At 66.7% G+C, this 14,736-nt stretch carries 13 protein-coding genes; 10 read left to right on the top strand and 3 right to left on the bottom strand.

All coding sequences use genetic code 11. The features are described 5' to 3' along the window. The 4 genes from FAZ97_RS08390 (at position 1) to FAZ97_RS08375 (ending at position 4,460) form a co-directional block, all read left to right on the top strand. The gene (locus FAZ97_RS08390) at positions 1-471 is read left to right on the top strand and encodes a hypothetical protein (RefSeq protein ID WP_158758027.1); all 471 of its coding nucleotides are present in this window, start codon (positions 1-3) and stop codon (positions 469-471) included. Between the two features lie 138 nt (positions 472-609). Continuing rightward, the gene (locus FAZ97_RS08385) at positions 610-1,065 is read left to right on the top strand and encodes an Rrf2 family transcriptional regulator (RefSeq protein WP_158758026.1); all 456 of its coding nucleotides are present in this window, start codon (positions 610-612) and stop codon (positions 1,063-1,065) included. A gap of 124 nt (positions 1,066-1,189) precedes the next feature. Continuing rightward, positions 1,190-1,834 (top strand): NAD(P)-dependent oxidoreductase, encoded by a 645-nt coding sequence (locus tag FAZ97_RS08380; protein ID WP_158758025.1) that lies wholly within the window; start codon positions 1,190-1,192, stop codon positions 1,832-1,834. 106 nt (positions 1,835-1,940) lie between these two features. After that, positions 1,941-4,460: a mechanosensitive ion channel family protein gene (locus tag FAZ97_RS08375; protein ID WP_158758024.1), complete on the top strand. Its 2,520-nt coding sequence runs from the start codon at positions 1,941-1,943 to the stop codon at positions 4,458-4,460. Positions 4,461-4,493: 33 nt separating this feature from the next. On the opposite strand, the gene FAZ97_RS08370 is transcribed toward FAZ97_RS08375, so the two are convergent. Further along, positions 4,494-5,750 carry a CaiB/BaiF CoA transferase family protein gene (locus FAZ97_RS08370; RefSeq protein WP_158758023.1) on the bottom strand — a complete coding sequence of 419 codons (1,257 nt, stop codon included), beginning with the start codon at positions 5,748-5,750 and terminating at the stop codon, positions 4,494-4,496. A gap of 132 nt (positions 5,751-5,882) precedes the next feature. Here FAZ97_RS08370 and FAZ97_RS08365 point away from each other — a divergent pair, with 132 nt between their 5' ends. From FAZ97_RS08365 to FAZ97_RS08350, 4 genes are read left to right on the top strand one after another with little or no spacing between them, the layout of a single operon-like run. Next, entirely contained in the window at positions 5,883-6,881 is a 999-nt protein-coding gene (locus FAZ97_RS08365) for an IclR family transcriptional regulator (protein ID WP_233271547.1), read from the top strand. 43 nt (positions 6,882-6,924) lie between these two features. After that, on the top strand, positions 6,925-8,115 hold the full coding sequence (locus FAZ97_RS08360; protein WP_158758022.1) for an acyl-CoA dehydrogenase family protein: 1,191 nt from the start codon (positions 6,925-6,927) through the stop codon (positions 8,113-8,115). Between the two features lie 32 nt (positions 8,116-8,147). Next, positions 8,148-9,245, top strand: coding sequence for an NAD(P)H-dependent flavin oxidoreductase (locus FAZ97_RS08355; RefSeq protein ID WP_158758021.1), 1,098 nt, complete (start codon positions 8,148-8,150; stop codon positions 9,243-9,245). A gap of 43 nt (positions 9,246-9,288) precedes the next feature. Next, positions 9,289-10,653, top strand: coding sequence for an MFS transporter (locus tag FAZ97_RS08350; RefSeq protein ID WP_158758020.1), 1,365 nt, complete (start codon positions 9,289-9,291; stop codon positions 10,651-10,653). Here FAZ97_RS08350 and FAZ97_RS08345 read toward each other — a convergent pair. Beyond that, entirely contained in the window at positions 10,650-11,258 is a 609-nt protein-coding gene (locus FAZ97_RS08345) for a cysteine dioxygenase family protein (protein ID WP_158758019.1), read from the bottom strand. The genes FAZ97_RS08350 and FAZ97_RS08345 overlap by 4 nt on opposite strands. Before the next feature lie 125 nt (positions 11,259-11,383). Between FAZ97_RS08345 and FAZ97_RS08340 the strand changes: the two genes are divergently transcribed. Both FAZ97_RS08340 and FAZ97_RS08335 read left to right on the top strand, forming a co-directional pair. Continuing rightward, entirely contained in the window at positions 11,384-11,845 is a 462-nt protein-coding gene (locus FAZ97_RS08340; RefSeq protein WP_133184185.1) for an Lrp/AsnC family transcriptional regulator, read from the top strand. A gap of 109 nt (positions 11,846-11,954) precedes the next feature. After that, complete coding sequence (locus tag FAZ97_RS08335; RefSeq protein WP_158758018.1) at positions 11,955-12,149, top strand: hypothetical protein; 195 nt, start codon at positions 11,955-11,957, stop codon at positions 12,147-12,149. A 20-nt stretch (positions 12,150-12,169) separates the two neighbouring features. On the opposite strand, the gene FAZ97_RS08330 is transcribed toward FAZ97_RS08335, so the two are convergent. Then, complete coding sequence (locus FAZ97_RS08330) at positions 12,170-14,713, bottom strand: FUSC family protein (protein ID WP_158758017.1); 2,544 nt, start codon at positions 14,711-14,713, stop codon at positions 12,170-12,172. Positions 14,714-14,736: the final 23 nt, after the last annotated feature.

The following is a 14,736-nucleotide window of genomic DNA, read 5'->3' as shown; positions in this document are numbered from 1 at the left end:
ATGTTTTCGAAGGTTTCGACGCAAAGGTTGACGCTTGCCTGCCTGTTCGTGTGCGCGGCGCTCGCCGCCGGCTGTAACAAGCAGGACGCTGCCACGCCCGATTTGAGCAAGCAGTCCGCCGACGCCGCGAAGCAGGCCGCGCAGGACGCCGCCAACCAGGCCGCGCAGCAGGCGACGCAAGCGCTCGGCAAGGCCGCGAGCTATGTGAACCAGCAACTCGGTGCGGCGCAGCAGAAGCTCGATTCGGCGGCATCGCAGGGGCAGCAGGCGAGCGCATCGACGGCCGAACTGGCTTCCGCGGCGCATGGCCAGTTGCGCGGCGCGGCAAGTACGGCACAAGCCTTGCTCGGGCAGGCCGCCGCGGCCACCGGCACCGGCTTGACTAACGCGGGGCACTCGCTGCAACGCTGGGCGAGCAATGCCGCCGAGGCCGCATCGGCGCCGGGGCAGGCATCGGATGCCGCGAAGTAAGCCCGCAGCCGGGCAAGCTGCGCCCAGCGGGTTGACGCTACGGATTAATGTAATTATGATGGTTACACTTTTTGGCGCGAGTGGATCGAGTCCGATGTTCGATACGCTCGCGGGCCGCTCAGCAGTGGCAGGTTCGCCGTGAATACGAGTAGCCGTTTCGCCTTCGCCGTGCACGTGCTCGCGCTGCTTGCGCAGCAGGAGGGCGTGCCGCTGTCGTCGGAGATCATCGCGGGCAGCGTGAACACGAATCCCGCGCTCATTCGCAGGCTGCTGTCGATGCTTGCCGGCGCGGGCCTCACGGCGTCGCAGCTGGGTGCGGGCGGAGGCGCGCTGCTTGCGCGCGAGCCGCAGGCGATCACGCTGCTCGACGTCTACCATGCGGTCGACGACGCGCAGTTGTTCGCCATGCACCGCGAGGAGCCGAATCCGGCTTGCCTCGTCGGGCGCCATATCCAGCAGACGCTGCGCGGCGTGATCGACGACGCGCAGCGCGCCATGGAGGCGTCGCTTGCGATGCGCACGCTCGCGGACGTCGTCGACGACATGACGCGCAGCGAGCGCAAGCTCGAACGCACGCGGGCGCGGCGGGCCTAAGCGGGCCTAAGCGGGCTCTAGCGCCGGCGCGCTGCGAGATTCATCAGCGGGGCATTGCCCCGTTTTTTCACCCCTGAAATGTAACTTCGCTAGTTACATAAATACGGAAAACAGGAGTCAGTTCATGAGCAAGACGCTGAAAATCGCTCTCTTTGGCGCAACGGGCATGGTTGGTTCGCGCATCGCCGCCGAGGCGGCGCGCCGCGGCCACCAGGTGAGCGCGCTGGTGCGCCAGCCCGAGCGCGTGGCGGCCGCGCCGAACGTTCACGCAGCGAAGGCCGATCTGCTCGATGCGGCGAGCGTGGCCGCAGCGGTGCGCGGGCATGATGTGGTCGCGAGCGCCTACGCGCCGCCCAAGGAGCAGCTCGGCGATCTGCTGGTCGCGAGCCGGGCGCTCGTCGACGGCGTGCGCCCGGCGGGGCTCAAGCGTCTCGTGGTGGTGGGTGGCGCCGGCTCGCTGGAAGTTGCGCCCGGCAAGCAGCTTGTCGATACCGACGGCTTCCCGGACGCGTATAAGGCCATCGCGCTCGCGCACCGCGGGGCGTTCGACTACTACCGCACGGTGAGCGACATCGACTGGACGTTCTTCGCGCCGGCCGCCATCATCGCCCCGGGCGAGCGCACCGGCACGTTCCGCACGGGCGCCAATACGCTGATCGCCGATGCAAAGGGCGAAAGCCGCATCTCTGCCGAGGATTACGCGATCGCGTTCGTCGACGAGCTGGAGCAGGGCCGCTTCATTCGTCAGATCGCAACGGTGGCCTACTGAGGCGCGAAGCGGCGCGACCCTGGCGCTGACAAACTGTTACGCACGCGCGAGGCGCGGTGGGGCGGAGTGCGGCTAAACTGGAACGTCCTGTTTTTGCCATTCCGCCATGAATACCAGCATCGGACGCGATGGCGCGGGCGCCGGGCCGTCGCGCATGCGCTTCGGTGCGGCGGATCGTGCACTATTTTCGCGCGCCGCGTCGTCGCGCACATCCATTCGCGCGTTCCTTCGCGCGCTGATGCTCCTCGCATGCCTCGCGGCGTGCCTCGCCATGCCGATGCGGGCCGCCGCCCAGGCGGCCGCGGCGCCCGTGCTGCCCGTGCTCAAGAGCATCATCACCGGCGCGCCGGCCGCGGCCTCCGGCGCATCGGCGGCCGAAGCGGCATCGGCGCCTTCACCGGCGAGCCAGGCCGAGTTCACGCGCTCGCTCGACAGCGTCATCGCCACGCTAGACAACGAGCGCCAGCGCACCGCGCTCTTGAACCAGCTCAAGAAGCTGCGCAGCGCGTCGGAAAACGTGGCGCCCGCGCCCGCATCGGGTGCGGCGGCGACCTCGGGGCTGCTGGGCGCGATCGCGTCGGGCTTGGCCTCCGTCGAGGCGGACGCGCGCCGCGGCCGCAGTCCGTTTCACTACTGGGCAGGGCGCTTCAGGGCAGCCGGCATCGAGCTTTACGACATCGCTTCGGGCGGAGAGGGGGAAAGCCTCGGCCGCGTCGTGTTCGATCTCTTCGCCATGCTGGCCGGCTGGGGCGCGTGCGCGGCAGTGCTGCGCTGGCTCGAGCGGCGTCTGCTGAGGCGTTTCGATGTCGAGACCGGTCTGCGGCCCGATCCGCGCACCATCGATTTGCTGATTTTCGTCGTGCATCGCGCGGCGCCGTGGATCGTGGCGTTCGTCGGCGCGCTCGTGGTCGAGCGCTCGATGCCGGACGCGCTCGGGCGCACGCTCGCCCTCGTGATCGCCTATGCGATCGTCGCGGGCGCGGTGTTCTCGTCGATCTGCCTGATCATGTTTTCGCTGTTCGGCTCGGGGCACCGGCGCGCGGCCGTGCGCCTGCTGATTGCGCGCTCGCGCCGGCTGCTCTTCGCCATCGGCGTGCTGGCCGCGCTCGGTGACGCCGCGACCAATTTCGAGGTCGCACGCCAGTTGGGCGCGAACCTGGCCGCACTCGTGAGCACCGCGGCGAACCTGGCGGCCGCCGCATTGACGGTCGTATTCGCCATCGCGTTTCGACGGCCAGTTGCGCATCTCATCCGCAACCGCAGCTATACGCTGCGTCACGGACACAAGGCGCTCACCGAAGTCCTCGACGTGCTCGCCTCGCTCTGGCAACTGCCGATGCTGCTGCTCGCCGGCGCTTCGATCGTCGCCACGTTCGGCGGCATCGGCAGCCGCGACGACGTGCTGCAGATCTCCGTGGTCTCCGCGCTCCTGCTCGTGCTCGCGTTCTTCCTCTCGGCCGTCGTGCTGCGCATCACGCGCCCGAACCCCGCGCGCGTGCGGCGGCGCTCGCCGTATCTGCGGCGTTTGCTGCGCTTTGCCGGCACGCTGCTCGTGGTCTTCATCTGGTTCGCATATTTCGAGTCCTGCGCGCGTCTTTGGGACATCTCGCTTGCCGCCATCATCGAGGCGAACGTGGCCGCGCGCGGTATCGCGCACGCCATTTTCGCGATCGTATCGACGGTGTTTCTCGCGTGGCTCGTCTGGATCACGGTCGATACCGCGATTCTCGAAGCGCTCAACCCGACCGGCCCGCGCACCAAGGGCCGCGCGCCCAGCACGCGCGCGCGCACGATGCTGCCGCTCGTGCGCAACGCCGTGCTCGTGACGATCCTCACGATCACCGGCATCGTGACCGCGGCCAACCTCGGCATCAACGTGACGCCGCTGCTCGCCGGTGCGGGGGTGATCGGGCTTGCGATCGGCTTCGGCGCGCAGTCGCTCGTGGCCGATCTCATCACGGGCCTCTTCATCATCATCGAGGAGACGATCTCGGTGGGCGACTGGATCGACATCGACAACGGCCATGCGGGCACGGTCGAACATCTGTCGATTCGCACCGTGCGGCTGCGCGACGGGCAAGGCGCGATCCACGCCATTCCGTTCTCGCAGATCAAGATCGTGAAGAACCTATCGCGCGATTTCGCGTTTGCGGTATTCGAAGTGCGGGTGCCGTTCTCGGTCGATCTCGATACGATTACGCGCATGATTCGCGAAACGGGCGCCGAACTCGTGGCCGATTTCCGCTATCGCCGCGAGATACTCGGGCCCGTGGAGGTGTGGGGGCTCGACCGGTTCGACCCGAACTGGATGGTCGTGAAAGGGCAGATCAAGACGCGGCCGCTGCAGCAGTGGAGCGTGGCGCGCGCGTTCAATGCGCGGCTGAAGCGGCATATGGACGAAGCCGGCATCGAGATGCCCGTGCCGCAGATGCAGGTGCACATGTCCTCGCGCAGCGGCGATGTCGAGGAGCCGCGTGGGGACCCGCACGACGCGGCGCATGGGCATCCGCATGCGCCTGGCGGCGTGGCGCGCGATGCCTCGCACGAGCCGAGGCCCGCGCCGCCGCCAACCGCGGGCCCCGAGGGCGCGCCGCCACAGATTCCCACGGCGGGCAGCCGCGGCTGAACGCCTGCACCGCTTAGCCCCAATGCGGCCAATTCAAATCACCTTGTCGCGCCGCAGTTGCGCGAGCGCTTCGACGCTCAGTCCCAGTGCGCCATAGACCGCCTCGTTGTGCTCGCCGAGCGCAGGTCCGCTGCGCGGCACGCCGGCAGGCCGACCCTTCACGCGTGGCACGATGCACGGCGCCGGCACCGAGCCCAGATCCGCGTCAGGCAGGCGGATGATGGTTTCGCGCGCGATGAAATGCGGATCTTCGGCGATGTCGTCGATGGTGTAAATCTTCGTGTGCGGCACGCCGGCCTCGGTCAGCCGAGCGGTGAGCAGTGCGAAGGGAAGTGCCGCGAACGCCTTCTCGAGCCGCGTGTCGAGTTCTGCTGCATGCGCGACGCGGCTCACGTTGTCGACGAAGCGCACATCGTCGGGCACGTCGTGAAGTTCGAGCGCCGCGCACAACCGCCTGAAGATCGGTTGCGACGACGCCACGAGCGAGAACCTCACGCCGTCGGCGCTGCGGTACATGTTCGAAGGCGCGGTATAGGTCGCGCGGTTGCCATGGTGGCCGCGCACGAGACCGAGCTGTTCGCGCTCCACGGCGAGCGGCTCCAGCATGCGAAAGAGCGCTTCGGTGGCCGAAAGATCGATTTCCACGCCGCGCGCCGCCGGGTCCGAGCGCATGCGCACCATCTCCGCCGCAATCGAAAACGCGGCGAAGAGGCCCGCTACTGTGTCGCCCATCGGGAAGTTCATGTGCAGCGGCGCGCCGTTCGTTTCGCCGGTCAGTTGCGTGAGGCCGCTCATGGCCTCGAAGATGCGCGCGAAGCCGCCGCGCTGACGGTACGGCCCGGTCTGGCCGAAGCCGGTCAGACGCAGCACGACGAGGCGCGGATTGGCCGCGTGCAGCGTCTCGAAGTCGAGTCCCCATTCCTCCAGTTTGCCCGCGCGGAAGTTCTCGACGAGCACGTCCGTCTGCGCCACGAGCCGCAGCAGCAGTGCGCGCCCCTCGGCCTTGCGCACGTCGAGCGTGATGCCGCGCTTGCCGCGGTTCGTCACTTTCCAGTAGAGCGAAATATCGTCCTTGACGGGCTGCAGCTTGCGCAGCGCATCGCTGCCGTCGGGCAGTTCGATCTTCGTGACATCGGCGCCGAGATCGGCGCACAGCGTGGCGCCGAAGGGACCGGCCACGACCGTCGAGAGATCGAGAATGCGCACGCCGGTCAGGGGCCCTTCCTGTTGATCGTGTGGCGTACCTGCTTGCGCGCTGGTGGCGGTGCCGGAATCGCTGTCCGTGAGCATCGTGTCTCCTCGTGCCGAATGGAAATGGTCTGCCTGAAACAGTAGGCGAGAGCGCCGGCTCCGTTCAACTGGCGTACCGCAGAGCGAAACACTATGCTGAATTTCTTGACCCCTGGAAGGCGTTTATCGACCATGAGTTCGTCCAATTCGAAACCGTCTCGCCGTCAGACTACGCAGATGCAATCGCCCACGCCATCCGTATCCGAACGCCGCGCCGCGCCCTCCAGCGGCGTACGGCGCCTCGCGAGCCGGCCCGACGCCGCTCACGTGCATGACGAGGGCGGCACGCATGTGCCACTCACTGGCGAGCCGCTTTTGCCCGCGCCACCCGACGCCGAATCGACCGATCGCCAGTTCGCGATCAACCTCGCGCGCGGCCTTCAGGTGCTGCGCGCGTTCACGCCGGCCGAGCCGATGCTCGGCAACCGGGAACTGGCGGACCGCACCGGGCTGCCCAAGGCCACCATTTCCCGGCTCACCTACACGCTGACGCTGCTCGGCTATTTGAACCGCAGCGAGAAGTACCAGCGCTACCGGCTCGGCGCGGGCGTGCTGACGCTGGGCTATCCGATGCTCGCCGCCATGCAGATTCGGCAGATCGCGCGGCCCTATATGGAAAAGCTCGCGCGCGAAACGCGCTGCTCCGTGAACCTCGGCATGCGCGACCGCTTGAGCGTGGTCTACGTCGATAGCTGCCGCCCGGGCCGCGACAACCGCGCGCAACCCGACATTGGCAGCACGCGGCCGCTGTTGGCCACATCGATCGGGCGCGCGCTTCTGATCGCCGAGAGCGCGAAGGAACGTCAGGCGGTACTGAACCGCCTGCGCCTCGACGACCCCGAACGTTACGCGGCTGACCTGCCGCAGTGGGACGCCGACCAGGCTGCCTTCGCGTCGCGCGGCTACACGCTAAGCCGTGGCGACTGGATTCGCGATATTCACGCCATCGCCGTGCCGGTGCGCCAGCCGCCCGACGACGAACGCATCGCGCTCAATTGCACGATCGTGAGCCGCCGTCTCGCCGACGACTGGATCGAGCGCACGGTCGCGCCGCTCTTGCTCGAAGCGGCGCTGCGCATCGAGCGCGCGTGCGGCGTGACGGATGCGCGCGCGTTGGCGGGACCGCCCTGATACCGAACGGCACCGAACGCAACTCAAACTGGATGGAGACACGATGATTCGCGACGCCGCACGCCTGAACCGCCTGCTCACGCAGCTCTATCGCTTCGTGCAGGACGAATGTATCCCGCTCGAGGCGCAAATCGACCGTACCGACGTACTGCCCGAAGCGCTCGTTGCGCGCATGCGCGAACTGGGTCTGTTTGGCCATAGCATTCCCGAGGCGTACGGCGGCTCCGGCCTCACGACGGAAGAACTCGCGTGCGTGAACATGGTGGTTTCTCAGGCGGCGCCGACCTTTCGCGCGCGCTTTGGCGGCAACACCGGCATCGGCTCCGAGGCGCTCATCGCGGACGGTACGGAAGAGCAGAAGCGGCGCTATCTGCCGCGTCTGGCAAGCGGCGAAATCACGGGATGTTTTGCGCTGACCGAGCCCGACGCGGGCTCGGATGCCACTGCGCTCGCCACCATGGCGCGCCGCGACGGCAACGACTACGTGCTCGATGGCAGCAAGCGCTACATCACGAATGCGCCGATCGCGGACCTGTTCACCGTGTTCGCACGCACGAACCCGGACGACCCCGGCGCGGGCGGAATATCTGCATTCCTGATCGAACGCGGCACACCGGGGCTCGCGACCTCGGAGGGCTATCGCATGATGGGGCAGCGGGGTTCGCCCGTGGGCGAAGTGCTTTTGCAGAACTGCCGCGTAAGCGCGTCGGCGGTGCTTGGCGGCGAGCCTGGGCGAGGCTTCAAGAGCGCGATGAAGGCGCTCAACAAGCAGCGCATCAATCTGGCGGGGCTGTGCGTGGGCCCGGCAATCCGCCTGCTCGACGAGATGCTTGCCTACGCGAAGGCGCGCGAACAGTTCGGCAAGCCGATTGCCGAATTCCAGCTCGTGCAGCAACTCATTGCGCAAAGCAACACCGACATCCACGCGGCGCGCGCACTCGTGCTTCAGACGGCGCGCGCACGGGACCGCGGTGAGGACGTGACGATGGCGGCTTCGATGTGCAAGCTGTTCGCATCGGAAATGTGCGGACGTGTGGCCGATCGCGCGGTGCAGGTCTATGGCGGCGCCGGGTACATCGCCGATAACCCCGTCGAGCGTCTCTATCGCGATGTGCGCCTGTTCCGGCTCTACGAGGGTACGTCGCAAATTCACGAGATCAACATCGCGAAGCAGACGCTGCGCGCACCGTTGCACGACGTACGCGATCACCAGTTGCATCAGAGCGCCGAATAGGCACTCAGCAAGAGCCCCACGGGAGACGCCTCATGGTCCGACTCGGTCCCACTGCCATTTGCCGCGCACTCGGCGCGCGCTATCCGGTCTTCGGTTTCTCGCATTCGCCCGACGTGATCGTCGCGCTCGCCGAAGCTGGTGGCTTTGGTGTGCTAGGCCTCGCGCGCGAGATGCCCGACGATATTGCGCAGATCATCGCGCGGGTCGAGAAAAGACTCGCGGGCAAGCCGTACGGCATCGACCTGATGCTGCCCGCCGGTGTGCCCCAGCATGCCGATATCGGCAACGTGCGCGCGGCGCTGCCATCCGCGCACATCGAATTCGTCGCGGCATTGCGCGAGCGTTTCGCACTCGCCGCCCCCACACGGCCGAGTTTCTTCACGACGCAGGTGCGCAGCGAGGCGCTCTTCAACGCGCAGATCGAAGCCGTGCTCGCTTCGAAGGCGTGCGCCGTGGCGACGGCGATCGGCATCCGGCCCGAACTGATCGCTCGCGCGAAAGCTGTGGGCAAGTACACGATCTCGCTGGTCGGCTCGCCGCGCCATGCGCAAAAGGCGCTCGCGCTCGGTGTCGATGCGCTCGTCGCGCAGGGCGCGGATGCGGGTGGTCACACCGGCCCGATCGGCACCTTCTCGCTCGTGCCGCAAATCGTGGCCGTTGCGGCAGGGCGGCCCGTGCTCGCAGCGGGCGGCATCGGCACCGGCGCGCAGGTCGCGGCCTCGCTCGCGATGGGCGCGCAGGGGGCGTGGCTCGGCACGCTATGGCTCGCCGCGAAGGAGAACCACACGCCGCCCGCGCTGCTGCAACGTCTGATCGAAGCGAACAGTGACGACACGCTCGTCACGCGCGCGCACAGCGGCAAGCCGTGCCGCGTCGTGCGCAGCGCATGGATCGACGCCTGGCAGGCGAGCGACGCGCCCGCGCCGCTGCCCATGCCGCAGCAACAGGCGCTCACGGGCGGCGACTTCAGCGCGATGCATGAGTACGACTGCGCGGATCTGATCTACGAGGCGGCGGGGCAAAGCGTCTTTGCGATCGATGCGCCCACAACGGTCGCGGCGCAAATGGCCACGCTGATCGCAGAGGCGAACGAAGCGCTTGCGGCGCTAGAGGCGGCGATGGCTGATTGAAGCTGTGGCGCTCAGACGAAAACAAGATGATATGGAGACGACAATGGATGCAAAGGCATCAGGCGGATCGATACGCGCGTGGCTGATCGTCGCCATGCTGTTCCTGTTCATGGTGATCAATTTCGCCGATAAAGCCGTGTTCGGCCTTGCGGCCGTGCCGATGATGCGCGACCTGAATCTCAGCCCGCGCGAATTCGGGCTGGTCGGCAGCAGCTTTTTCCTGCTGTTCTCGCTCTCGGGCATCGGCTTCGGGTTCGTCGCGAACCGCGTGCAGAGCAAATGGCTGCTCGCGCTGCTGGCGGTGGTGTGGAGCGCCGTCCAGTTTCCGCTCGTCACCGCGAGCGTGACGCTGCCCATGCTGATCGCCTCGCGCGTGCTGCTCGGTTTCGGCGAGGGCCCGGCGTTTCCGCTCGCGCAGCACGCCTGCTACAAGTGGTTCGACAACGCGCACCGCAATGTGCCGAACACCATCGTGCAGCAGGGCGCGAGCGCGGGCCTCATGCTCGCGGGGCCGATCCTCTCGTACCTCGTCGTGCGCTACGACTGGCATATGGCGTTCTTCGCACTCGGGATTGTCGGCCTCGTGTGGACGGCGCTATGGCTCGTGATCGGACGCGACGGCCCAGTGGGTGCAGCCAGCCATGCAACGGGTGCGGCGCACGGTGGCGCGGGCGAAACGATCGCCTATCGCCACCTGCTGCTCAACCGCACGTTCATGGGCGTGCTCTTCATCTACTTTGTCGAGTACGCCGTCATTTCGCTCGCGTTCACCTGGTTTCCGGTTTATCTGCGGCTGGGTCTGGGCTATGCGCCCATCGTGACCGGGTGGCTCTTTTCGAGCATCGTCGGCTCGTTCATTCCGGTGACGTTGCTGCTCGCGTGGGTCTCGCAGCGGCTCATCCGCAAGGGTGTCAGCTCTCGGATCGCGCGCGGCGCGATGGTGAGCGGCTTTGCCATGCTCGGCGGCGTGCTGTTCCTCGCGACATCGACCGGCCTGAGTCCCGCGCTCAAGGTGGCGTGCCTCGCGATCGGCGGCGCGCTGAGTCAGCTCATATTTTCGTTCGGACCGCTGATGATCAGCGATATCGTGTCGGTCCGGCAACGCGGCGCGCTGCTCGGCATCAACAGCTCGATCGGCACGCTTGCCGGCCTGATCGCGCCGGCGCTGATGGGCGGCATCGTGCAGGCCAATCACGGCAATCCGGCGCTCGGCTACGAGCACGGTTTCATTGTGGTGGGGGTATTGCTGCTCGCAAGCGGCGCGCTCGGTCTCGCGCTGCTGAACCCAGAGCAATCGCGCCAGCGCATTCTCGAAGCTTCACGGTGCGACGCGGCGCAGTCCTCGGACAACGAAGGCAGCCGGCAGCGCACCGTGTCTGCCTCGATGGATATGGGTCCGTCGCGTTAGGGCGCAAGCGCTGGCTTGCACGCGAGCGGCAGCACGTCGTTGACTTGCGTACAGATATGCTCGGCGGCGACGCCGTAGACGTGCAGCGAGACGGCCTGTGCATCGCTGCCGTTTGAAAGCCGGTGGATGCTGGTGCGCCCGCGTCCGCCGAACGACACCGCGCCACTCGCGCGCGGGTGCGAGCGGACCACGTCGGCCCCCTGGCGCGCTTCGTCCCACGTGTAGAGCGTTTCGGTCAGCGTGCCGTCGAGCACGGTGTAGCCGCACCAGGTCTGATGCGCGTGGATCGGGCTTGCCTGGCCCGGCTGCCAGACGAGCGCCGCCACCGTATAGCGGCCACGCGTGTCCGTTGCGATGATATGACGCCGGTACGTGTCGGCGCTGCCTTCGCGCTGCGCGCTCGTCACGAGCGCCGGGTCGGCGAGCGCACGCGTGAGCGCCTCGCGCATGCCGCGCGCGAAGCGTGCGCAGCGCGACGGGTCGCCGGGCGTCGCGCAGGCATCGAAGGCCGCGTCGAGCGCGGCGGTGAAGCGCGCGACGGCCGCGGCGTGCTGCTCCGCGGTGTGCACAGCGCTCAGCAGGGCGAGTTCGGCAGGGGCGTTCATGGCGTGTTCTTCTTCCGTTGGCTATAGGAAGATTTATAGCTGTTCGCGCCGAGAAAGAGTTTTCCTATTTTTCCCCCGTTTTCCTATCATGTAGAATAAATTTCTACACTTCGGGGAATGCGGAAATGGATCTCATCGACAGAAAGCTGGTGGAGCTGCTGCAGCAGGACGCGACCATGCCGGTCGCCGAATTGGCGCAGCGCGTCAATCTTTCGCAAACGCCATGCTGGAAGCGCGTGCAGCGCCTGAAGGAAACGGGCGTGATTCGGGCGCAGGTCGCGCTGTGCGACCCTCGCAAGCTCGGCGTTGGGACGACGGTGTTCGTCGCCGTGCGCACCAACCAGCACACCGAGGCGTGGGCGCAGACCTTTACGCGCGCCGTGCAGGAGATTCCCGAGATCGTCGAGGCGTATCGCATGAGCGGAGAGACCGACTATCTGCTGCGCATCGTGGTCTCCGATATCGACGATTTCGACCGCGTCTACAAGCAGCTCATCCGCGCCGTGCCGCTATTCGACGTCAGTTCGAGCTTCGCGATGGAGCAGCTCAAGTACTCGACGGCGCTGCCTGTGCGCAGCGGGGCGTAGTGGTACCTGGCGGCGCGCAGGGCCCTGTGGCGCAAGCCGTCTGCAAGGCATGGCGGCGTAGAATGCCCGTTCCTGTCATCTAATTCCAATTCGAGGCTGGGCACGACTGATGAACGAACCGCGCAAGAAGAACCCCACCGTCGGCGTTGCCGTGCTCATCGTGGTGGTGGTGATGTTCGTGATCGGCACCGTGCTGTTCAACGCGCTGAAAAGCAAGCGCGAGTACGAGGAAAGCATGGGCGCCGGCGGGGCAAACGCATCCGCGAGCACGGCCGCTTCGCAAGCCAGCGGCTCGACGCAGTGACGCGCCGGGCCATTGCTTGCTTATTCCTCCGGTAGCCGGATGATGCTCGCGTCGCGGCGAATGAGCCAGGACGCCGCGATCATCTGCTTGCATTGATGCGCGAGCAGCTTGAGCTCCTGGGGAAGTTCCGCAGTGGGTCCGAGCGTGCGCTCGGCTTGCACCACCATGGCATCGAGTTCGCGCGTGAGCTGCTTCGTGATGTCGGTTTGATCGAGCGGCGCGGGCGTGCCCGCTTCGGCGACGACGAGGTTCTCGCGCACGCACGAAAGCGCGCGCTCGAGCGCGTCGAGCTTGACCTCTGGCTGGTCGGGCCGCGCCGTGCTGCGCAATAGCGGGGCGGTGGCCGTGATCTGCGAGGCGAGCACGTGGCTGCGCACGAGCAGATCGTTGAGCTCCGGCACGAACTTCTGCGCGGCCTTCGGTTCCAGCATCATGCGCTGGAACGCCTGGCCGAGATTCGCAAACGCCACATGCACGTTCTTGCGCGCGAGCCGGTAGCGGAAGTCGCGTGCGAGCGACGGTGTAGCCGCCGCTGCGTTTGAAGGGCTTTGCGCGGACTGTGCAGGGGTTTTCGCGCCCACGGCCGCCACGGGCGAGCCGGCAACGCCGGCTGTGGGCGAATCGCCGGCAGTCGCGGCGGTGACGGCGACTGGTTCGTCAACGACACTCGCCGCGTTCGCCGAGGCGCTTGCCATGGCGCTCACGCCGGCCGCGTCCGCTGCAATCGCCGCCGCGGGCGCTTCATGGACCGCTTCATGAACCGCTTCATGAACCGCTTCATGAACCGACACGCGTGCGCCTGCCTCGCTCACCGAGGCCCCCGCGAATGCCGGCTGCGGCGCGCTCGTACGCCCGCTCCACCACCAGCTCGCCTCGAGATAGCTGCGTGTCGCGGCGATCATGTCGTGCACGAGCTTGCCCATCAGGCGGTATTCCCAGTAGGGGAACAGATGGCTCGCGGCGATGGCGATCATGCAGCCCACCACCGTGTCGATCGCGCGCTCGCCGATGATGCGCATGTTGCCCGGCGCGAGCAGATGGAACATCAGCAGCACATAGGCCGACGTGAACACCACGCTCGCCGTGTAGTTGAAGAGCAGGAGGCTATAGCTCATCACCATCGCCGCGAACATCGAGACGAGCAGCACGAGCGGCTGCTTCACGAGCAGGATCAGCGCAATGCTCGCGATACAACCGATCAGCGTGCCGACGATACGCTGCGCGTTGCGCTGGCGCGTGAGCGAATAGCCCGGCTTCAGAATGATGATGCTCGTCATCACGATCCAGTAGGCATTGGTGAGCGGCAACAGCCGCCCGAGCCAGAACCCCACCGCCACGGCGATCGTCACGCGCAGCGCGTGGCGAAAGCTCGGCGAGGCCATCGTGAGATTCGAGAAGATCTGTAGCCAGGACACGCGACGGTTCGTGACGAAGCGTGTCAGCGCCTCGTCGACGCGCACCTCGGTCTCGGTCGTCGGCACTTCGCTCGCGAGACTGCGGCGCATGCGGTCGATCAGGCGTGTGGCGCTCCAGATGCGCCGGAACGACGCCGAGATCGCGGCATAGGCCTCCGGGTCGGTTGCGGCCAGATCGCGTTTTTTCAGCTGCTCGAGCTCGTATTCGATGGCGCGCAGTTCGGCTTTCACGTTCACGCTCGCGCGCGGCGCCTCGTTTTGCAGCACCGCGAGGCCGATGTCTTCGAGATCGGCAGCGGCCTTGCGGATCAGGTCGCGGTAGAACACGAGCAGGTCCGAGCCGCCGAAGGTGTTGCGCACGAGCGGGTAGTCGGTGTGCGCGCCGACGAACAGCTCATGCAGATCGACTGTGTTGATGAACAGGTTGAAGTGCATCGCGCGCCGCGCATCGATCTTGCCGGCCCTGAGTTTGGGCAGGTTGCGCAGCACGATGTCGCGCGCCGCGTCCTGGCGCTCGACGGCGGCGATCTGCTTCGCGACGAGGTTGCGATAGCACTCGTCGAGATCGTTGTCGAGGTCGAAGAACTGGGCGCGCGCGAGCAGATAGTCGGCGCAGGCGAACACGCTTTCGGCGAGCGCCTGCTGCTCGATGCGATCGAGCATCAGCTGGCTGATCAAGGTCGACCACGCCGTGTACCAGAGGCCGCCTAGGAGGATCCACAGCGCGTTGACGAGCGCGAGGTGCGGGGTGAAGTGCTCTTCGAGCGTCATCACCATCATGAAGAGCGTGGCGAAGCTGATCTGCGGCCAGCGGTTGCCGTAGACCACGATCAGCGAGAGCACGAAGGTGAGCGGCACGACCGTGGCCCATAGCGCGATGGGACTGAAGGTGGCGAGGCCGGTCGCGTAAGCGGAGAGAAACCCGATCACGCTGCACGCGAGCATTTCGTTGCGCTTGTACTTGAGCGGTCCCGGCATGTCGACCACGCAGGCGCCGAGCGCGCCGGTCGAGATGGTGAAGCCCAGCTCGCTCTTGTGAAAGACGAACAGGCACAGGACGGCCGGAAGCGAGATGCCGATCGCGATGCGCAGGCCGCCGTAAAAGTACTGGCTATAGAGGAATTTCCTGATTTCTACGGAGTAGCGCATCGACTGCCGGGAAGTTCGAAAGC

The sequence above is a fragment of the Paraburkholderia acidiphila genome, assembly GCF_009789655.1.
GTDB classification, from domain to species: Bacteria; Pseudomonadota; Gammaproteobacteria; order Burkholderiales; family Burkholderiaceae; genus Paraburkholderia; species Paraburkholderia acidiphila.
Note: the sequence above shows the minus strand (reverse complement) of the source record. Positions and strands in the feature narration are given on the sequence as shown.

What these genes read in the sequence shown, in the direction of transcription:
- FAZ97_RS08390 (WP_158758027.1), top strand. Translation starts at nt 1, where the DNA reads ATGTTTTCGAAGGTTTCGACGCAAAGGTTGACGCTTGCCTGCCTGTTC.
- FAZ97_RS08380 (WP_158758025.1), top strand. Translation starts at nt 1,190, where the DNA reads ATGAGCAAGACGCTGAAAATCGCTCTCTTTGGCGCAACGGGCATGGTT.
- FAZ97_RS08375 (WP_158758024.1), top strand. Translation starts at nt 1,941, where the DNA reads ATGAATACCAGCATCGGACGCGATGGCGCGGGCGCCGGGCCGTCGCGC.
- FAZ97_RS08370 (WP_158758023.1), bottom strand. Translation starts at nt 5,750, where the DNA reads ATGCTCACGGACAGCGATTCCGGCACCGCCACCAGCGCGCAAGCAGGT.
- FAZ97_RS08365 (WP_233271547.1), top strand. Translation starts at nt 5,883, where the DNA reads ATGAGTTCGTCCAATTCGAAACCGTCTCGCCGTCAGACTACGCAGATG.
- FAZ97_RS08360 (WP_158758022.1), top strand. Translation starts at nt 6,925, where the DNA reads ATGATTCGCGACGCCGCACGCCTGAACCGCCTGCTCACGCAGCTCTAT.
- FAZ97_RS08355 (WP_158758021.1), top strand. Translation starts at nt 8,148, where the DNA reads ATGGTCCGACTCGGTCCCACTGCCATTTGCCGCGCACTCGGCGCGCGC.
- FAZ97_RS08350 (WP_158758020.1), top strand. Translation starts at nt 9,289, where the DNA reads ATGGATGCAAAGGCATCAGGCGGATCGATACGCGCGTGGCTGATCGTC.
- FAZ97_RS08345 (WP_158758019.1), bottom strand. Translation starts at nt 11,258, where the DNA reads ATGAACGCCCCTGCCGAACTCGCCCTGCTGAGCGCTGTGCACACCGCG.
- FAZ97_RS08340 (WP_133184185.1), top strand. Translation starts at nt 11,384, where the DNA reads ATGGATCTCATCGACAGAAAGCTGGTGGAGCTGCTGCAGCAGGACGCG.
- FAZ97_RS08335 (WP_158758018.1), top strand. Translation starts at nt 11,955, where the DNA reads ATGAACGAACCGCGCAAGAAGAACCCCACCGTCGGCGTTGCCGTGCTC.
- FAZ97_RS08330 (WP_158758017.1), bottom strand. Translation starts at nt 14,713, where the DNA reads ATGCGCTACTCCGTAGAAATCAGGAAATTCCTCTATAGCCAGTACTTT.